This window comes from Pyxidicoccus sp. M15 (assembly GCF_056858435.1).
In genome coordinates this window covers 582,630-597,814 of sequence record NZ_CM166495.1, presented here as the reverse complement: position 1 = coordinate 597,814, position 15,185 = coordinate 582,630, and the positions used below count along the sequence as shown (strand labels likewise).

14 protein-coding genes are annotated in these 15,185 nt (G+C 72.5%); 5 read left to right on the top strand and 9 right to left on the bottom strand.

Annotated elements, in window-relative coordinates:
- Positions 1–176: 176 nt before the first annotated feature.
- Genes ACX9TP_RS02320 through ACX9TP_RS02310 form a run of 3 tightly spaced genes read right to left on the bottom strand, consistent with a single transcriptional unit; the run spans position 177 to position 2,259 of the window.
- A complete protein-coding gene (locus ACX9TP_RS02320; protein WP_482978062.1) occupies positions 177–1,121 on the bottom strand; it encodes an alpha/beta hydrolase in 945 nt (314 codons plus the stop codon).
- A gap of 39 nt (positions 1,122–1,160) precedes the next feature.
- On the bottom strand, positions 1,161–1,760 hold the full coding sequence (locus tag ACX9TP_RS02315; RefSeq protein WP_482978061.1) for a TetR/AcrR family transcriptional regulator: 600 nt from the start codon (positions 1,758–1,760) through the stop codon (positions 1,161–1,163).
- A 58-nt stretch (positions 1,761–1,818) separates the two neighbouring features.
- Positions 1,819–2,259, bottom strand: a complete 441-nt coding sequence (locus ACX9TP_RS02310; protein WP_482978060.1) for a group II truncated hemoglobin — start codon at positions 2,257–2,259, stop codon at positions 1,819–1,821.
- A gap of 172 nt (positions 2,260–2,431) precedes the next feature.
- On the opposite strand from ACX9TP_RS02310, the gene ACX9TP_RS02305 reads away from it, so the two are divergent.
- Positions 2,432–4,894: a PAS domain-containing protein gene (locus ACX9TP_RS02305; protein WP_482978059.1), complete on the top strand. Its 2,463-nt coding sequence runs from the start codon at positions 2,432–2,434 to the stop codon at positions 4,892–4,894.
- Positions 4,895–4,910: 16 nt separating this feature from the next.
- Here ACX9TP_RS02305 and ACX9TP_RS02300 read toward each other — a convergent pair whose 3' ends face one another.
- Genes ACX9TP_RS02300 through ACX9TP_RS02290 form a run of 3 tightly spaced genes read right to left on the bottom strand, consistent with a single transcriptional unit; the run spans position 4,911 to position 7,367 of the window.
- Positions 4,911–5,822 (bottom strand): nucleotidyl transferase AbiEii/AbiGii toxin family protein, encoded by a 912-nt coding sequence (locus ACX9TP_RS02300; RefSeq protein ID WP_482978058.1) that lies wholly within the window; start codon positions 5,820–5,822, stop codon positions 4,911–4,913.
- Positions 5,819–6,439, bottom strand: a complete 621-nt coding sequence (locus ACX9TP_RS02295; protein ID WP_482978057.1) for a type IV toxin-antitoxin system AbiEi family antitoxin domain-containing protein — start codon at positions 6,437–6,439, stop codon at positions 5,819–5,821. The genes ACX9TP_RS02300 and ACX9TP_RS02295 overlap by 4 nt, the downstream gene beginning before the upstream one ends.
- Positions 6,440–6,482: 43 nt before the next feature.
- Entirely contained in the window at positions 6,483–7,367 is an 885-nt protein-coding gene (locus tag ACX9TP_RS02290) for a 5'-3' exonuclease (protein ID WP_482978056.1), read from the bottom strand.
- A 219-nt stretch (positions 7,368–7,586) separates the two neighbouring features.
- Between ACX9TP_RS02290 and ACX9TP_RS02285 the strand changes: the two genes are divergently transcribed.
- The 3 genes from ACX9TP_RS02285 to ACX9TP_RS02275 all read left to right on the top strand — a co-directional run bounded on the left by ACX9TP_RS02285 (position 7,587) and on the right by ACX9TP_RS02275 (position 10,166).
- Positions 7,587–7,946, top strand: coding sequence for a DUF4398 domain-containing protein (locus tag ACX9TP_RS02285; RefSeq protein WP_482978055.1), 360 nt, complete (start codon positions 7,587–7,589; stop codon positions 7,944–7,946).
- Positions 7,947–7,972: 26 nt separating this feature from the next.
- The gene (locus ACX9TP_RS02280) at positions 7,973–9,508 is read left to right on the top strand and encodes an OmpA family protein (protein ID WP_482978054.1); all 1,536 of its coding nucleotides are present in this window, start codon (positions 7,973–7,975) and stop codon (positions 9,506–9,508) included.
- Between the two features lie 73 nt (positions 9,509–9,581).
- Positions 9,582–10,166, top strand: a complete 585-nt coding sequence (locus tag ACX9TP_RS02275) for a GNAT family N-acetyltransferase (protein WP_482978053.1) — start codon at positions 9,582–9,584, stop codon at positions 10,164–10,166.
- Here the strand turns inward: ACX9TP_RS02275 and ACX9TP_RS02270 are convergent.
- Together ACX9TP_RS02270 and ACX9TP_RS02265 are read right to left on the bottom strand one after the other, a co-directional pair.
- Positions 10,163–12,259 (bottom strand): S9 family peptidase, encoded by a 2,097-nt coding sequence (locus ACX9TP_RS02270; RefSeq protein WP_482978052.1) that lies wholly within the window; start codon positions 12,257–12,259, stop codon positions 10,163–10,165. The genes ACX9TP_RS02275 and ACX9TP_RS02270 overlap by 4 nt on opposite strands.
- A 155-nt stretch (positions 12,260–12,414) precedes the next feature.
- Positions 12,415–13,167 (bottom strand): 2-oxoadipate dioxygenase/decarboxylase family protein, encoded by a 753-nt coding sequence (locus ACX9TP_RS02265; protein WP_482978051.1) that lies wholly within the window; start codon positions 13,165–13,167, stop codon positions 12,415–12,417.
- A gap of 123 nt (positions 13,168–13,290) precedes the next feature.
- On the opposite strand from ACX9TP_RS02265, the gene ACX9TP_RS02260 reads away from it, so the two are divergent.
- Positions 13,291–14,019, top strand: a complete 729-nt coding sequence (locus ACX9TP_RS02260) for an SDR family NAD(P)-dependent oxidoreductase (protein ID WP_482978050.1) — start codon at positions 13,291–13,293, stop codon at positions 14,017–14,019.
- Between the two features lie 494 nt (positions 14,020–14,513).
- On the opposite strand, the gene ACX9TP_RS02255 is transcribed toward ACX9TP_RS02260, so the two are convergent.
- Entirely contained in the window at positions 14,514–15,035 is a 522-nt protein-coding gene (locus tag ACX9TP_RS02255) for a hypothetical protein (protein WP_482978049.1), read from the bottom strand.
- Between the last annotated feature and the right edge of the window lie 150 nt (positions 15,036–15,185).

The following is a 15,185-nucleotide window of genomic DNA, read 5'->3' as shown; positions in this document are numbered from 1 at the left end:
AGGGAGGGCTCGCATCAGCGGCGCTCCCCCCTTCCCAACCTGCCCCAGACGGCAAGGCAGGAGCGTCATCGCGGCACCTCGATGCCGGCCCCCGTCCTACGGTTCTCCATCAACACGTTGGCCCGGCAGGTCCGCTTCGAACCGTTACCGCGCGCATGTTCCTCGAGTCAGGCCCCTCAACCTCCCTGCACCATCCGCAGGTAGCCGCGCGGAGCCGCCACCGAGGCTGACGCCAGCAACTCCGGCGCCGGCCACGCGTTGCTCGGCCGGCCCTCCGCGAGGAAGGACACCGCGGGCGTCACCACCTCCGGCGCGTACAGGATGCGGTGGTGCCCCAGCCCCTGCGTGCGCGTCAGCTTCGCGCCCGGCCACGCGCGCGCCACCGCCTCACCCGCCTCCACCGGCACCTCCCTGTCCCCCACGTCGTGGAAGATGCGCAGTGGCACCTGCAACAGGGGGGCGAAATTGGGGAGCGCCAAATCCCGCAGCCGCATGTCGAACCGCGCCTCGATTCGCGCCGCCATCCGCCGCTGCACGCCCTCCGACAGGCCCACCGTCTTCGCGAAGGCCTTGACGCCCCAGCGCGGGTCCGACGGCGGGGAGATGAACACCGCGCGCTCCACCTTGAGCCCGTCGCGCAGCGCCACCGCCGTGGCCGCCGCGCCGAACGAGTGCGCCACCACCGCGTACGGCCCGCCCGTGGCCCGCCCCACCCGCGCCACCATGTCCGCCATCTCCGGCAGCGAGCTGGTGCGCCCGGACGACACCCCGTGCCCCGGCGCGTCGTACGTCACCACCGAGAAGCCCGCCTCCACCAGCGGCGCCACGAAGGCCGTGAGCTGCCCGCCGTACCCGCTCCACCCGTGCACCAGCAGCACCCGCGGGCCCTCGCCCCAGCTCCACACCGCCACCTTCTCGCCGCCCAGCTTCAGCACCCGCTGCTGCCCCCGCGCCAGCGCCGCCTCCGCCGTGCGCGAGCGCCGCGTCCGCCGCGGCGTCAGGAACACCCGCTCCGCCCACGCCGCCGCCAGCCCCGGAGCCACCGCCCCCAGGCCCTTCGCCGTGGCCCTTACTCCCAGCAGCGCCATTTGAGTCCGAACGTTCGTGCTATTTTCTGCCATGATGAGGTCCTCCTCGGAAGGACACGGGAACCACGGAAGTCACTGGGTGGGGTTGCGGGCGGCGGCCACGAGCGCGTCGAAGGCGCGCCGGGCGCGCTCCTCGGCCCTGGGGTCTCTCATCAGCCGCCGCGAGTGGTGGAAGCCCAGCATCGCCGCGTACTCGTCATGGGCGAACTGCTCCACGTCCACGTCCTTGCGGAAGTGCCCCTCCGCCACGGCGATGCGCGCGGCCTGGGCCAGGCAGTCCAGCCAGTCCCGCTGGCTCTGCACCAGCGTGTCCCGCGCGGGCCCCTCCGCGTCGTCCAATTCCGCCGCCGCCGCCACGAAGATGCAGCCGCCCTCGAGAATCTTGTCCCGGTCCCAGGTCAGCCAGCCCTCGAAGAGGGCGCGCACCCGGGGCTCGCCGCGGGGCCGGGCCAGGGCCGGGCGGACGACGCGCTCGGTGAAGACCTCGGTGGCCGTCTGGAGCACCTGCACCTGGAGCTCCGTCTTGGACTTGAAGTGCGCGAACAGGCCGCTCTTGGAGAGGTTCAGCTCCTCCGCCAGCCCGCCGATGCTCAGCCCGTGCAGCCCCACCCGGCTCGCCAGCCGGATGGCCGTCTCCAGGATGGTCTGGTGCGTGAGCTCGCCCTTGCGCATGCCCCTTATTTAGAACGGGCGTGCTTTTTCCGCAAGCCCTTCTCAGCCCTCAACGGCGTCAGCCCTCGGTATTGCGGAGGAAGTCGGCCACCTGGGCGAAGCGCTCGTCGAGGAAGCGGCGCAGGCCGCCGGTGACGCCCCGGGCGTCCAGGGCCCGCTGCATGGAGCGCACCCACGCGTCGCGCATGCCGGTGTCCACGGGCAGGTGGCCGTGGCGCATGCGCAGGCGCGGGTGGCCGTGGCGCTCGGAGTAGTGCTGGGGTCCGCCCAGCCACCCCATGAGGAAGAGGCCGAAGCGCTCGCGCGTGCCCGCATTCACGCGGCCCTCCGCGTCCAGTTCGTGCAGCTTCGCCAGCGCCGGCTCCTCGGCATCCATGGCGTCGTAGAAGGCGTGGGCCAGCGCGCGCGTCGCCTCCTCGCCGCCGAGCCGCAGGTACGGCGTGTCATCCAGGGTGGGCACCCAGTCATCCGAGGGAGGCATCTTCAGTTCAACGGGCATGGCTTCCTTCAACTCCGGGGACGCGAGGCGCCCATCCTGGCGCGGAGGGCCGCCGGGCGCACGCGCAACGATTGCGTGTCTGGAGGGCGGGCGAGGTGGCGTACGGTGCACACCTCGCCCCGTGGAGAATTGACCGGGGAAAGACGGGGTTGCTAAGGGCTCGAACTCCCCCGTGACTCCCTTCTCCGGCCTCACATCGTCCCACGCTCCCCCTCTGCCCCTGGTCTGGGTGCTGGACGACAGCCCCGCGGAGACGGAAGCCATCCGGCGAGCCCTGGCCCCCACCTGCCAGGTCGCCACCTTCGCGGATGGGCCGGCGCTGCTGGAGGCCCTGGGGACGCAGAGCGCGCCCGAGGTGCTGGTGGTGGACTGGGTCCTCCCCGGCATGACGGGGCTGGAGGTGTGCCGCTTCCTGCGCGGCAACCCCGCCACCGCGCACCTGCCCGTGCTGCTGCTCACCTCCAACACGCAGCCGCCCGACGTGGTGGAGGGGCTGACGGCGGGCGCCAACGACTACGTCTTCAAGCCCTTCCGCCCGGCGGAGCTCGCCGCGCGGGTGGGGGCGCTGGCCCGCTGGGAGCGCACGCGGCGCATGGCGCTGGAGGACGAGCGCGCGCGGCGCCTGCTCGCCGAGGGCACGCTGTCCGAGGTGCAGCGCGCCGAGGAGCGCGCGTGGCGCAGCGAGCTGCGCTTCCGGCTGGCGGCGCGCGCCACGCGGGACGCGGTGTGGGAGTGGGACCCGCGCACCGACTCCGTGGACTGGACGAGCGGCGTGCACGAGGTGTTCGGCTACACGCCCGCGGACGTGCGCGACACGTTCGCCTGGTGGGAGGAGCGCCTGCACCCGGAGGACCGCGAGCGCGTGGTGCGGGGCATGCACGCGACGGTGGCGGGCACGGAGCACGAGTGGCAGGACGCGTACCGCTTCCGGCGCGCCAACGGCACCTGGGCGCACGTGGTGGACCGCTGCCACATCGTCCGCGACGCGAAGGACCGGGCGGTGCAGGTGGTGGGCGCGATGCAGGACGTCACCGAGCGCTACGAGGCGGAGGCCGCGCGCGCCCGGCTGCTGGAGCTGGAGCGCCGCGCGCGCGAGGAGGCGGACCGGCAGCGCGCCATGCTGGCCACCCTCTTCGAGCAGGTGCCCGCGCTGCTCGGCGTGCTGCGCGCCCCGGACCAGCGCTTCGTGGTGGCCAACGCGCGGATGCGGCAGCTCTTCGGAGACCGCCCGCTGGCGGGGCGCCCCGTGCGCGAGGCGCTGCCGGAGCTGGTGGGCCAGGGCCTGCTGGACCTGCTGGACACGGTGTTCGCCACCGGCGAGCTGTTCAGCGCCCGGGAGATGCCGGCGCGCATCGACCGGCGCAACGACGGCGAGCTGGCCGAGGGCTACTTCGACTTCATGTACCAGCCCATGCTGGACGCGGCGGGGCAGGTGGAGGCCGTCATCCTCTTCGCGGTGGAGGTGACGGACACGGTGCACGCGCGGCGCAAGGAGTCGGAGCTGGCCGGGGCGCTGCGCGAGAGCGAGCAGCGGCTGCGCTCGGCGCTGGCGGCGGCCAACGTGGGCACGTGGCGGCTGGACCTGGCGTCGCGGATGATGCTGCGCGACGCCAACTACAACCGGATTCTCGGGCTGGAGGCGCGCGAGGCCGTCTTCCCGCTGGAGGGCGTCTTCTCCCGCATCCACCCGGAGGACCGTCCCACCGTCGAGCGCAACAGCGAGCGCGCCATCCGCGAGCGCGGCGTGTTCGAGGCCGAGTACCGCATCCTCCTCGCGGACGGCACGGAGCGGTGGCTGAGGGACCAGGGGCGGGTGTTGCTGGACGCGCGGGGCGAGCCCACGCACTTCACCGGCGCGCTGGCGGACATCACCGAGCCGAAGCGGCTGACGGCGGAGATGCGCGCGCGGGCGGACTTCGAGCGGCAGCTCATCGGCATCGTCAGCCACGACTTGCGCAACCCGCTGAGCGCGATAACGCTGGCGGTGTCGGTGCTGCTGCAGCGGGGCGGGCTGGACGAGCGGATGCAGCGGCACGTGCAGCGCATCCACCGCTCGTCGGAGCGGGCGACGCGGATGATTCGCGACCTGCTGGACTTCACGCGGGCGCGGCAGGGCGGAGGCATTCCGTTGTTCCCCCGGCCGGTGGACCTGCACGAGGTGGTGCACGCGGTGGTGGACGAGGTGCAGGCGGCCTCGCCGCAGCGGCGCATCCACGCGGAGTACACGGGGAGCGGCGCGGGGACGTGGGACCCGGACCGGCTGGCGCAGGTGCTCAGCAACCTGGTGGGCAATGCGCTGCAGTACAGCCCGCCGGACACCGCGGTGCGCGTGGTGGCGCGGGGTGGAGAGCACGGGGTGGAATTGGAGGTCCACAACCAGGGGACGCCGATTCCTCCGGAGCAGCTGCCGCGCATCTTCGAGCCACTGGAGCGCGGCGTGGAGCGTCCGGAGGACCGCGGGGGGCGCAGCATCGGCCTGGGGCTCTACATCGTCCGCAGCATCGTCCTGGCGCATGGCGGCACGGTGGAGGTGACGTCCACGGCCGAAGCGGGCACCACCTTCACGGTGCGCCTGCCGCGCCAGGCCCCCATGGCCCACGTGGGCCGCGAGGGCGCGGACGAGGCGGCGGGGTAGCGCGCGGGCAAGGGCATCAGGGTCCGGACCACGGACCACCCGCCGGCCACCGCCAGTCGATTGACCTCGCCTCCTGGCAGGCCGACGCGACCGGTCCCAGGAAGGCGGCAAGCGCCGCTACGACGGCGCCCATGTCCTCCGGAGCATTCAGCAGGCCGGACTTCTTCCGGAACGCGCTCCATCCCATCCGTGCGTGCGCGCCACTGACGAAGTCCCTCGAGAAGGCGAGGGGCGCGGGCTCGATGCGCGTCTCTCGCCGGGCGAACGTCGCGGCCACGGCCCTGGTCAGGACGGCGCCGTCGAAGTCGAAGCGGCGAGACAGCAACCAGATGTCATAGAAGTCCTTCATCCGGCTGTTGAGGGCGCCGAGAAACACCATCGCCTGGAACTTCTCCGCGATGACCGTTTCACGTGGGTAGCCCTCCAGCGAGGGGGCGGGCATGTCCAGCAGCGTCGGATAGACGAGGGGCACCGGGCCGGGGACGACCACGTCACCGAAGCCGATGTCGAGCTGCATCCCCAATCGGACCTTCCCGAGCAGCCCCGTGAAGCGAACCCGCACGCCTGGAGATTCGGCCTCTTCATGGATGTGCTCGACGGTGAGGGAGTCCGGGGCGAAGAGCAGGCCGTCCGGCGCTACCTCGGTAACGCAGACCTCCCGGATGGTCCTCCCCACCACGTCCAGCGAGTTCTCCATCCTCCCGAGCAGGTCCACGTCCCGCGTCACGCGAGCCAGGGGGGCCTTCCAGACGTGCAGCATCAATCCCCCCTTGAGCACGAAGCGCGAGCGGTGGGGAGAGGATGACAGGCGGTAGAGGAACCGCTCCATGGCGTAGTACTGGAGCAACTCCTGAAAGGGCCGCTGGGTTTCACGGGCCTGGTTCATCAAGCGGGCCTGCACGGACGCGGGCAGGTTCTTCTTCGTCAAATGAGCGCCTCCAGATAGGGCCGCATCACCTTTTCGACGCGGCACTGGCGCCCATGCAGGAGTAGGGCCGGCAGGTGCTTGCGGCGTCGCGAGCGCCACAGCCGCAGCGCTTCGAGCGCCACGTCCATGCCCACCTTGTTCCGGTACTTGAAGCAGTCCGCGAGCGTCTTCTCCGGTCCGTAGACGTGGACCTCCCGTCCGTCCAGCACGTGGGACTCGATGCCCTCGTGGAAGGCGGCGCCGGAGAACCAGAAGAAGCGCACCGGAGGATGGTCGACGCGGGGATGTCTGGCGCCCCGCTCCAGCGCCACGTCCACCACGTGCGGCACCTGGGTGGTGAGCTCGTGAAAGGAGAGCGCGGAGACGAGGCAGATGACGCCTCGGGGGATACGCGTTGCAATCGTGACGAGGTCCGGATGACCGAGCGGTGCCAGCCGACTCAGGCGATAGAGCCCGCGACCGGGCGAGTCCAGCACGCCGGCATCTCGCATGCCGTACAGCGCCCTGCGGGAGATTCCGAGCCGCAGCACCTCCGACATGCGGAGCAGACCGCCCCGCGCCTGGATGAGGCGCACCTCTCGCTCGAAGGCCTTCAGGTGGGGACGGCTGGGAGACACAGTGCCTTCAACTGTAGATATCTGAAGGCGTTTTGTCTCTTGCCTACGGAGCCCAGCGCTTCGGGCGCTTCTTGAGCGTGGTGAGTCCCAGCCTGTCGCACAGCGCCTCGAAGCGCGCCCGCGGCACGCCCTGCCACTCCAGGTCCGCCAGCGACGCCGTGCCCGGCAGCGGCGCATCCGTCACCAGCGTGGCCAGCTTGCGGTACAGGAGCGCGTCCTCGCGGTGCTCGCGCAGCGTCGCCGCCAGCTTCTCCGCGCCGCGCGGGCGCACCGTCCAGGCGGAGGCCTCGGCCGGAATCGCCTCCAGGTGGCCGTAGGCGCCCAGCAACGCCGAGGCGCCCTTCTCCCCGAAGCCCGCCAGCCCGGGGATGCCGTCCGCGTCGTCCCCCATCAGCCCCAGCAGGTCCGGCACGCTCGCGGGCAGCACGCCCAGCTTCGCGCGCACCCCCTCCTCGTCGAACTCCTTCTCCTGCCGCCGGTCCACCTGCACCACCCGCTTCCCCCGCACGCACTGGCCCAGGTCCTTGTCCGGCGTCATCAGCCGCACCTGCTCCACCTCGCCCGCGAAGCGCGCCGCCGCCGTGGACAGCGCGTCGTCCGCCTCGTACTCCTTCATGGACCACGCCGTGACACCCAGCGCGCGCACCGCCTCTTCCGCCAGGTCGAACTGCGCGTGCAGCTCCGGCGGCACGCCCTCGTCGCTCTTGTAGCCAGCGAACAGCGCGTTGCGGAACGAGCGGATGGGGTTGTCGAACGCCACCGCCACGTGCGTCACCGCCTCCGTGGCGTCGTGCAGCAGCATCAGCAGCGACGACATCAACCCCACCGTCGCCTTCACGTCCTGCCCTCCCGGCGCCTCATGGCCGGGCCGGGGCGAGAAGTGGGCTCGGTACAGCTCATACGTCCCATCCACGAGGTGCAGGCGCATGGGCTTCCGTCTACCTCCGCCGGGTGTGTCCCGGCCAGTCCCCCCGTGCACCCCGGCAAGAGGATTCATACCTTTGGACCAGACGCCACGCGCCTGCTCGGCCCCTCTTCAAGCGTCTGCGGCCCGGGCGGATTGTCGGCTCGCGGGGGAGGCCCCACCTCTGGCATTGGGCGCGCCGTCCCGCGCCCGGTGTCATGCCCTGACGGTTGGAGGTGAACCGTGCGACCGAAGCTGCTTGCCGCCGTGATGTGCCTGACCCTTGCCGGGTGTGCCAGCCAGCCTGTCATTCCCACTCCCACCGAGCGCCGTGTCCAGGCCGAGGCCTCGCTGAGGGCCGCGGAAGGCGCTGGCGCCAGCCGCATCCCCGAGGCCGCCCGGCACCTGGAGTTCGCCCGGCAGCAGATTGCCGACGCCGAGCGGCTGCTCGTCGAAGGCGAGCAGGAGGCCGCGGAGATGCGCTTCCTGCAGGCCGAAGCGGACGCGGACCTGGCGCTCGCGCTGGCCCGCTCGGTGCCCCTCGAACGCGAGGCGCGGAGGGCCACCGAGCAGGCCGAGTCCGCGCGCCGCAGCCTCCAGTGAGCCGCCACCCCCGAGAGGAGAGCGTCATGGTGCTTTGGAAACGTGGATGGAAGGCCCTCGTCGGGGCCACGGCGTTGGTCGCGGTGGGCTGCGCGTCGGGCCCCCCGCCGCGGGAGCTGATGGACGCGCGCGCCGCATACGAGGAGCTGTCCACCAGCCCCGAGGGCCATGAGCGGCCCCAGGACGTCGCCGAGGCCCGCGACGCGCTGCTCGAAGCCGAGCGCGAGTATGACAACAGCAAGGACTCGCCCCGGACGCGCTCGCTCGCCTACGTGGCGCTGCGCAAGGCGGAGACCGCGGAGGCCCGCGGCTCCGGGGAGCTCGCGGCGAAGCAGCGGGCCCAGGCCCAGGCGGCGCTCGCGCAGGCGCAGGCGGCGCAGCAACAGCGCGTCCAGTCGGAGCTGGAGGCCGCCCGGCAGCAACTGGCCCAGGCCGAGCAGGAGCGGCAGGAGGCACTCGCGCAGCAGCAGCGCGCCTCGCAGATGGCCCAGTCGCAGCAGGCGGAGGCGGAGCGACTGAGGGCGGACGCGCAGCGGCGCCAGCAGGAGGCGGAGCAGCTGAGGGCCCAGGCCCAGCAGCGGCAGGCAGAGGCGCAGCAGCTGTCGCAGGAGACGGCGCGGCGCCAGTCGGAGGAGCAGCGCCGCATGCAGGCGGAGGCCGAGGCGCAGCGGCTGGCGCAGCAGAACCAGGAGCTGCAGCAGCGCGCGTCGCAGCTCGAGTCGGAGCGCCAGGCGCGCGTGCAGGCCGAGCAGCAGGCCGAGCAGGAGCGGCAGGCGCGGGTGGAGGCGGAGCGCAGTGCCACCGCGGCGCTGACGAAGCTGCAGGAGACGGAGAAGGGCCTGAAGGTGCGCGAGGAGGAGCGCGGCATCGTGGTGACGCTCTCCGGCAGCGTGCTCTTCGCGTCGGGCGCGGTGGACCTGCTGCCCGCGGCGCGCGACAGGCTGTCCGAAGTGGCGGACGTGCTGAAGGAGACGCAGAGCCCGCTGCTCATCGAGGGCCACACGGACTCGCAGGGCAAGGACGCGTACAACGAGGACCTGTCCTACCGCCGCGCCGAGCGCGTGCGGGAGTTCCTCACCTCGCGCGGCGTGCCGGCGGAGCGCATCAACATCCGGGGCCTGGGTGAGTACCGGCCGGTGGCGTCCAACGGCACGCCCGAGGGCCGGGCCAACAACCGGCGCGTGGAAATCATCATCGAGCGCGACCAGCGGGCCGTGGGTGGCAGCGGCGCGGAGCAGCAGGGCACGGGCGGCACGGGCTCGCAGCAGCCGCCGCCGCAGGGCGGCACGCAGGTCCAGCCGCCGCCGCAGGAGCTGCCGCAGGCCACGCCGCCGGAGCGTGGGACGACGGACAGCAGCGCGCAGCCGCAGGGCACGGGCGGCAGCGGGCAGGACGTGGGCTCGGGACACTCCGCGCCTCCGGGACAGCCCGCGACGCCGAGTGGTTCGGACACGCAGGGACATGGGGGGAGCGGCTCGCTGGACAGTGACGTCCAGGAGGGCGCCACCCCACCACAGCCCGGCGCCAGGCCCGGCGAGAGCGACACGCAGCCGCCGCGCTGAACCCGGGCTCCCTCCAGCAGTCGCGACGACCACCGCCTCCGGGACGCAGTAGCCTCGGGGGCGGTTTCGCGCCATGCCCTCCGACACCACCGCCCTGCTCACCACCGAGCGCCTCTCCCTGGCGCTGCTCCCGCCGGACGCCGCGTGGCGGGTGCTCGCCTACCACGAGGCGAACCGTGAGCACTTCGGCCCGGTGTCCCCCGCGCGGCCCGCCAACTTCTTCTCCGTCACCTACTGGCGCACCCGGCTCGCGCAGGACCGCGAGGACTTCCGGCATGACCTGTCCCTGCGCCTGTTCCTCCTCCCGCGCGCCGAGCCCCTCGCCACCGCGCCCGTCATCGGCAACATCTCCCTCACGCACATCCGCCGGGGCCCCCTCCAGGCCGCGGACCTCGGCTATGCCCTGGACCAGCGCCACGAGGGCCAGGGCCTGATGACGGAAGGCCTGCGCGCCCTGTGTGACTACGCCTTCGGCCCCATGGGCCTGCACCGCCTCCAGGCCAACCACCTGCCGGAGAACCTCAAGAGCGCCGCCGTGCTCGAGCGCCTCGGCTTCGTCGTGGAGGGCTACGCCCGCGACTTCCTCCTCATCGACGGCCGCTGGAGGGACCACGTCCTCACCAGCCTCGTCGCGCCGCTTCCACGCGACGCCCGCTAGCGCATCGGCATCGGCACCTTCGGCGCGGGCAGGTTCGGCGGCGGCAGGTGCGCGTCGAACCACTGCACCAGCCGCAGCGAGCGGTCCTTCTGGTGGTCCGGCTTGCGCAGCCCGTGTCCCTCGTCCGCGTAGATGACCAACTGCGTCTCCACGCCCAGCGCCTTGAGCGCCTTGAAGAACTCGTAGCTCTGCGACGCCGGCACCTCCACGTCCCGCTCGCCGTGCTGGAGCAGCGTCGGCGTGCGCACCAGCTTCACGAAGTTGATGGGCGAGCTGCGCGTGTACACGTCCGGCTCGTCGTACACGGACGCGCCGAAGTACGGCAGCATCCACGTGTCGATGTGGTTCGTCCCGTAGTAGCTCTGCCAGTTGGAGATGCCCGCCCCCGCCACCGCCGCGCGGAAGCGCTGCGTCTGCGTCACCGCCCACATCGTCATGTAGCCGCCGTAGCTCCACCCCGTCACGCCCAGCCGCGCCGGGTCCACCGGCTCGCTCGCCAGCACCGCGTCCACGCCCGACATGATGTCGCGCAAATCGCCGTACCCGAAGTCCCGCCGGTTGGCCTGCACGAAGTCCGCCCCCTGCCCGAAGCTGCCGCGCGGGTTGGGGAAGAAGACGTAGTAGCCCTGACTCGTCAGCAGCAGCGCCTGCGAGTTGAAGCTGGACAGCACCCCGGACGCCGGCCCGCCGTGAATCGACGTCACCATGGGCGCCCGCGCGCTCCCCACCGGCGCCGTCGGCGGCGCCAGCAGCCAGCCCTGCACGTCCCGCCCCTCGCTCTTCCACGTCACGCTGCGCACCGGCCCCACCGGCAGCCGCACGTCCGCGTTGAGGCGCGTGACGGGCTTCCACTCCCCCACCGGCCCCACCCACACGTCCGGCGCGCGCGTGAAGGACTCGCGCACCACCGCGCTCGTCACGCCGTCCTCCGCCAGCGACGCGCCCACCACCCCGCCCGCGCTGATGCGCTCGGGGCCCTTCCACAACATCGTCACCCCGCCCTTCACCGCGTCCACCGCCGCCAGCGCCGAGTCCCCCATCACCTGCGCGCCGAACACCAGCCGCCCCTTCTCCGGCCAGTCCAGGCTCGTCGCGGTGGCCTTCATCCCCGGCGTGAGGTTGCGCGCCTTGCCGCCCGCCACCGGCACCGCGTACACGTCCCCGCCGTTGGAGCCCTGGTCGCTCATCAGCCCCTCGATGAACGCCAGCTGCTTCCCGTCGGGGCTCCACGTGGGCTCGGTGAGCTGCCACTTCGGCGTGTACAGGAGCCGCGCGCGGCCCGACTTCACCTCCACCACGTGCAGCTTCGCCACCCACCAGTTCGCATCCCCCGGCGGAGGCGCGGCCGTCACCGCGAGCTGGTCGCTGTCCGGGCTCCACGCGTACTCGTAGACGAAGAGGCCTTCCGGCGTCACCTTCCGCACCGCGCCGTCGTCCGCGTCCACCACGGCCACGCGCCGCACCGGGTGCACCGTCTGCACCACGCCCGTCTCGCGCGCCGCGGGGCCGGTGGGGCCCTTGGCGTGCTCGGCGCCCTCGCCCTCGATGACGAGCAGCGCGAGAGAGTCCCCGTCCGGCGACCACCGCGGCGCGGAGGCCGGCCCCTGGAAGGACGTCAGCTTGCGCACCGGGCCTTCCGACACGTTGGCGACGTAGAGCTGCACCGGCCCGCCCAGCCCCGCGTCGGAGAGGAACGCGAGCTTCCGCCCGTCCGGGCTCCACGCCAGCGAGGACTCGTTGCACGAGCGCATCGCCAGGCAGACGGTGATGCGCTCGGGCTTCGCGTCCGACTCGGTGAGGTCCAGCACCTGGATGATGCTGCCGCCCGGGTTCGCCCCGGCGGCTTCCGAGCCGGACTCCACCCACGCCAGGCGCCGGCCATTCGGAGCGAGGGCCACCTGCCGGAAGCGCACGGTGTGCCGGAGCGCCTCGTAGACGGAGTCGAGCGGCGGCCGGACGGCCTTCGCCACCGCGCCCTGGAGCGCCACGTCCGCGCGGCGCACCTCGACACCCGCGTCACCCGCGGAGCTTTGCTGACCGAGCACCGGCCCCGCGCCCAGCAGCACCGCACCCAGTCCGAAGATTCTCGCCACCCGCCGCATCATGTCCCCCAGGAGGTCGTGGAAGAGGCACCCAGCCTACAGGAGCGGGCCGCGAATGGTACGCGCACTCCTTCACGTGACGGGGACGCCCGCCCGGGGACCTGACCCAGCTCGCTCGCCCGCCGCACGGACTCCTGGAGGGAGCGTCACCCGCGCTTCGTCATGTCGAAGAGCGCGCGGGCCTGGGGACCGAGGAAGCCGTCGAAGTCCGGCGCGCGCTGCGCAATCTCGAAGTAGGCGTAGGGCCACGCGCGCGTGCCGCCGCCCTTGAGCGCCACCGGCAGCGGCGCGGCGTGGGTGGCCGTCTGCCGCAGCGACGTGCCGGCGGCGCCTTCAATATCCGCCTTCATGGGCACGCCCGCCTCGCGCATGCGCCGCTGCCACGCCTCCACGTCGTCCACCGTGCCGGTGAAGTGGTTCACCTTGCGCCCGAAGGCGAGCAGCCAGGCGCCGTACTGCGACTCCTTCTCCAGCTCCAGCAGCGCGGCCTCCTCCGGCGGGGGCGGCGGGGAGAACCACGCGGCCAGCGCGTCCACGTCCTCGGGCGCGGGCACGTCCTCGGGCAGCGCGGCGAGCAGCTCGCGGGCGCGCGGGGACAATTCCTCCTGCTTCAGCTCGGAGATGAAGACGCGCGGCAGCCCCGCGGGGTGCGCCATGTAGATGGCGGACAGGTGCGCGTCCGGGAAGGTGTACGTCCCCGCGGCCTTCCAGCCGAGCCGCTCGAAGGGGCGCGAGAAGAGGGCGATGCCGCCGCCGGGCCGCGCCAGCGAGCGCAGCGCGACGTGGTCATTGCGGAAGCGGCCTCCGGAGAGCTGGACGAAGGTGCGCGCGTAGGGCACCTCGGCGGCGTAGCGCTCCCAGAGCAAATCGAGCAGGCGGGTGGCGTGGGCAGTCGTCATGGCGCGGCAATGTAGCGCCCCGTCCTGGGGGGCGTCGTCGCGCGCGGTGCACCGTTGGCCGGGTGACGGGGCCCCTTCACGCCGGCTGGCCGCGCGGGCGCGAGCGCGTTAACCGGGCCGACCATGACGACGACTGCGAAGTCGGCCACGAAGGTGGCCGCGGTGGTGGGAGCGGGCCCCGGGCTGGGCACGGCGCTGGCCTGGCGCTTCGCCCGCGAGGGCTACACGGTGGGCCTCTTCGCCCGGAGCGAGGAGACGCTGCGCCAGGTCCAGCGCGACGTCCAGCAGGCCGGAGGCCTCGCGAGCATCTACCCCACCGACGCCACGGACGCGGGCGCGGTGAAGGCGTCCTTCGCCCGGCTTCGCGAGGAGCACGGCGCCCCGGAGGTCTGCGTCTACAACGCCGGCGTCTTCCACATGGCGGGCTTCCTGGAGACGCCGCTCGAGGACTTCGAGTCCTCGTGGCGCGTCAACTGCCTGGGCGGCGTGCTGTGCGCGCGCGAGGTGCTGCCCGCCATGCTGGAGGCGGGGCGCGGCACGCTGCTCTTCACGGGGGCCACCGCGTCGCTGCGCGGCGGCCCGCGCTCGGCGAGCTTCGCCGCGGGCAAGTTCGGCCTCAGGGCCCTGGCGCAGTCGCTGGCCCGCGAGTTCGGCCCGCGCGGCATCCACGTGGCCCACGTCGTCATCGACGGCATCATCGACACGGACCGCACGCACGCCCGGGGCGGCCCGAAGCCCGCGCACCGGCTGTCGCCGGACGCCATCGCGGAGACGTACTGGCAGCTCCACCGGCAGGACGCTTCCGCGTGGACGCAGGAGCTCGACGTGCGGCCCGCGCCCGAGAAGTTCTAGCCGGGAGGAGAAAAAAGAGCGGCGGCGCGCGATTCCAGGTCCTTGGAGGGGACTTCACTGCTGGAAACGCGCGCCGCCGTGCAGCGCGGAGGCTGCTAGAGACTCGCCTTGGAGTTTCGAGTCTCTACACCGATGGTATGCATTGACTTCCTTCCCGCCACCACTCCTCACCGCCCGGAAGCGAGCGCGGAAATAGGGTGTGCCGGGGGAAAACGCCAGGGGGAGGCAAGCGCCTTCACCAACAGCGCATTGCGCCATCCTGAAGCACAGCTAATTGACACGTTCGACACGGTAAGATTACGCCATGGATGCGTCAGCGCCCTCCCTCCATGTCCGCGAAACTCCTGGGCTTTGAGAGGATGAAGGCGGGAGTGGGGACGAGCCCCCAGGCCCCTCCCCACTCCCTGCCAGCGCGGACTCCCACACCGGAGCCCGCGCCGGTGGCAGAGAAACGGGACTTTCCGTGAATCTTCCCGGCGGCGCGGCGCGAGGGCTCAGTGCAGGTGCTCGGGGTGCATGGGCAGGCCGTGGAAGAAGCGGCGCCCGCTCTCGAAGCGGCGGTGGAAGCAGACGCGGTCCTCCAGGTACAGCCGGGCCATGTCCTCCTCGCCGTAGGCGCGGAAGAAGGTGGAGCGGGCCTCGTCGCACGCCACCTCGTACTCCACGCACAGCGCCTCCCAGTCCTCGGGCGTCTCCTCGTCGTCGCGCCAGACGCCGTCGCCCACGCCGTACTCGGCCTCCATCAGGTCCAGCTCGCGGGCCAGCCGGCGCACGCGGGGGTCCTCGGCGAGGGCCTCGTCCGCCATGGCGGTGAGGATGTGGGCCACCAGGAAGAAGCCCGCGTCCGGCGGCACCACGCCCTCCTCACGCGCGGCGCGGAAGGCCACCAGCAGCTGCGCGTCCATGGCGTCGTCCCCCAGCTCCAGCAGCCGCGCGGCCAGCCCCCGCCACCGCTCCTCCGTCTCGCGGGCCTCCTGGAGGGCCAGCGTCAGGTCCTCGTCTCGCGTCTTCTTCATGGCGTGCTCCTGAATGAAAAGTCCCCCCAGACTCCCACCCGGGTCTGACGTCTGAGCGGTGAATCCCGGGGTGTCGGAGCTGGCGGCTGCCGGCCCCTGCCGTCGGGTGGAGGACGCGGCGGGTGGGGCGCGTGCGGTGGTGGACGCGGG

What these genes read in the sequence shown, in the direction of transcription:
- ACX9TP_RS02280 (WP_482978054.1), top strand. Translation starts at nt 7,973, where the DNA reads ATGGTGCTTTGGAAACGTGGATGGAAGGCCCTCGTCGGGGCCACGGCG.
- ACX9TP_RS02320 (WP_482978062.1), bottom strand. Translation starts at nt 1,121, where the DNA reads ATGGCAGAAAATAGCACGAACGTTCGGACTCAAATGGCGCTGCTGGGA.
- ACX9TP_RS02275 (WP_482978053.1), top strand. Translation starts at nt 9,582, where the DNA reads ATGCCCTCCGACACCACCGCCCTGCTCACCACCGAGCGCCTCTCCCTG.
- ACX9TP_RS02290 (WP_482978056.1), bottom strand. Translation starts at nt 7,367, where the DNA reads ATGCGCCTGCACCTCGTGGATGGGACGTATGAGCTGTACCGAGCCCAC.
- ACX9TP_RS02315 (WP_482978061.1), bottom strand. Translation starts at nt 1,760, where the DNA reads ATGCGCAAGGGCGAGCTCACGCACCAGACCATCCTGGAGACGGCCATC.
- ACX9TP_RS02255 (WP_482978049.1), bottom strand. Translation starts at nt 15,035, where the DNA reads ATGAAGAAGACGCGAGACGAGGACCTGACGCTGGCCCTCCAGGAGGCC.
- ACX9TP_RS02260 (WP_482978050.1), top strand. Translation starts at nt 13,291, where the DNA reads ATGACGACGACTGCGAAGTCGGCCACGAAGGTGGCCGCGGTGGTGGGA.
- ACX9TP_RS02265 (WP_482978051.1), bottom strand. Translation starts at nt 13,167, where the DNA reads ATGACGACTGCCCACGCCACCCGCCTGCTCGATTTGCTCTGGGAGCGC.
- ACX9TP_RS02310 (WP_482978060.1), bottom strand. Translation starts at nt 2,259, where the DNA reads ATGCCCGTTGAACTGAAGATGCCTCCCTCGGATGACTGGGTGCCCACC.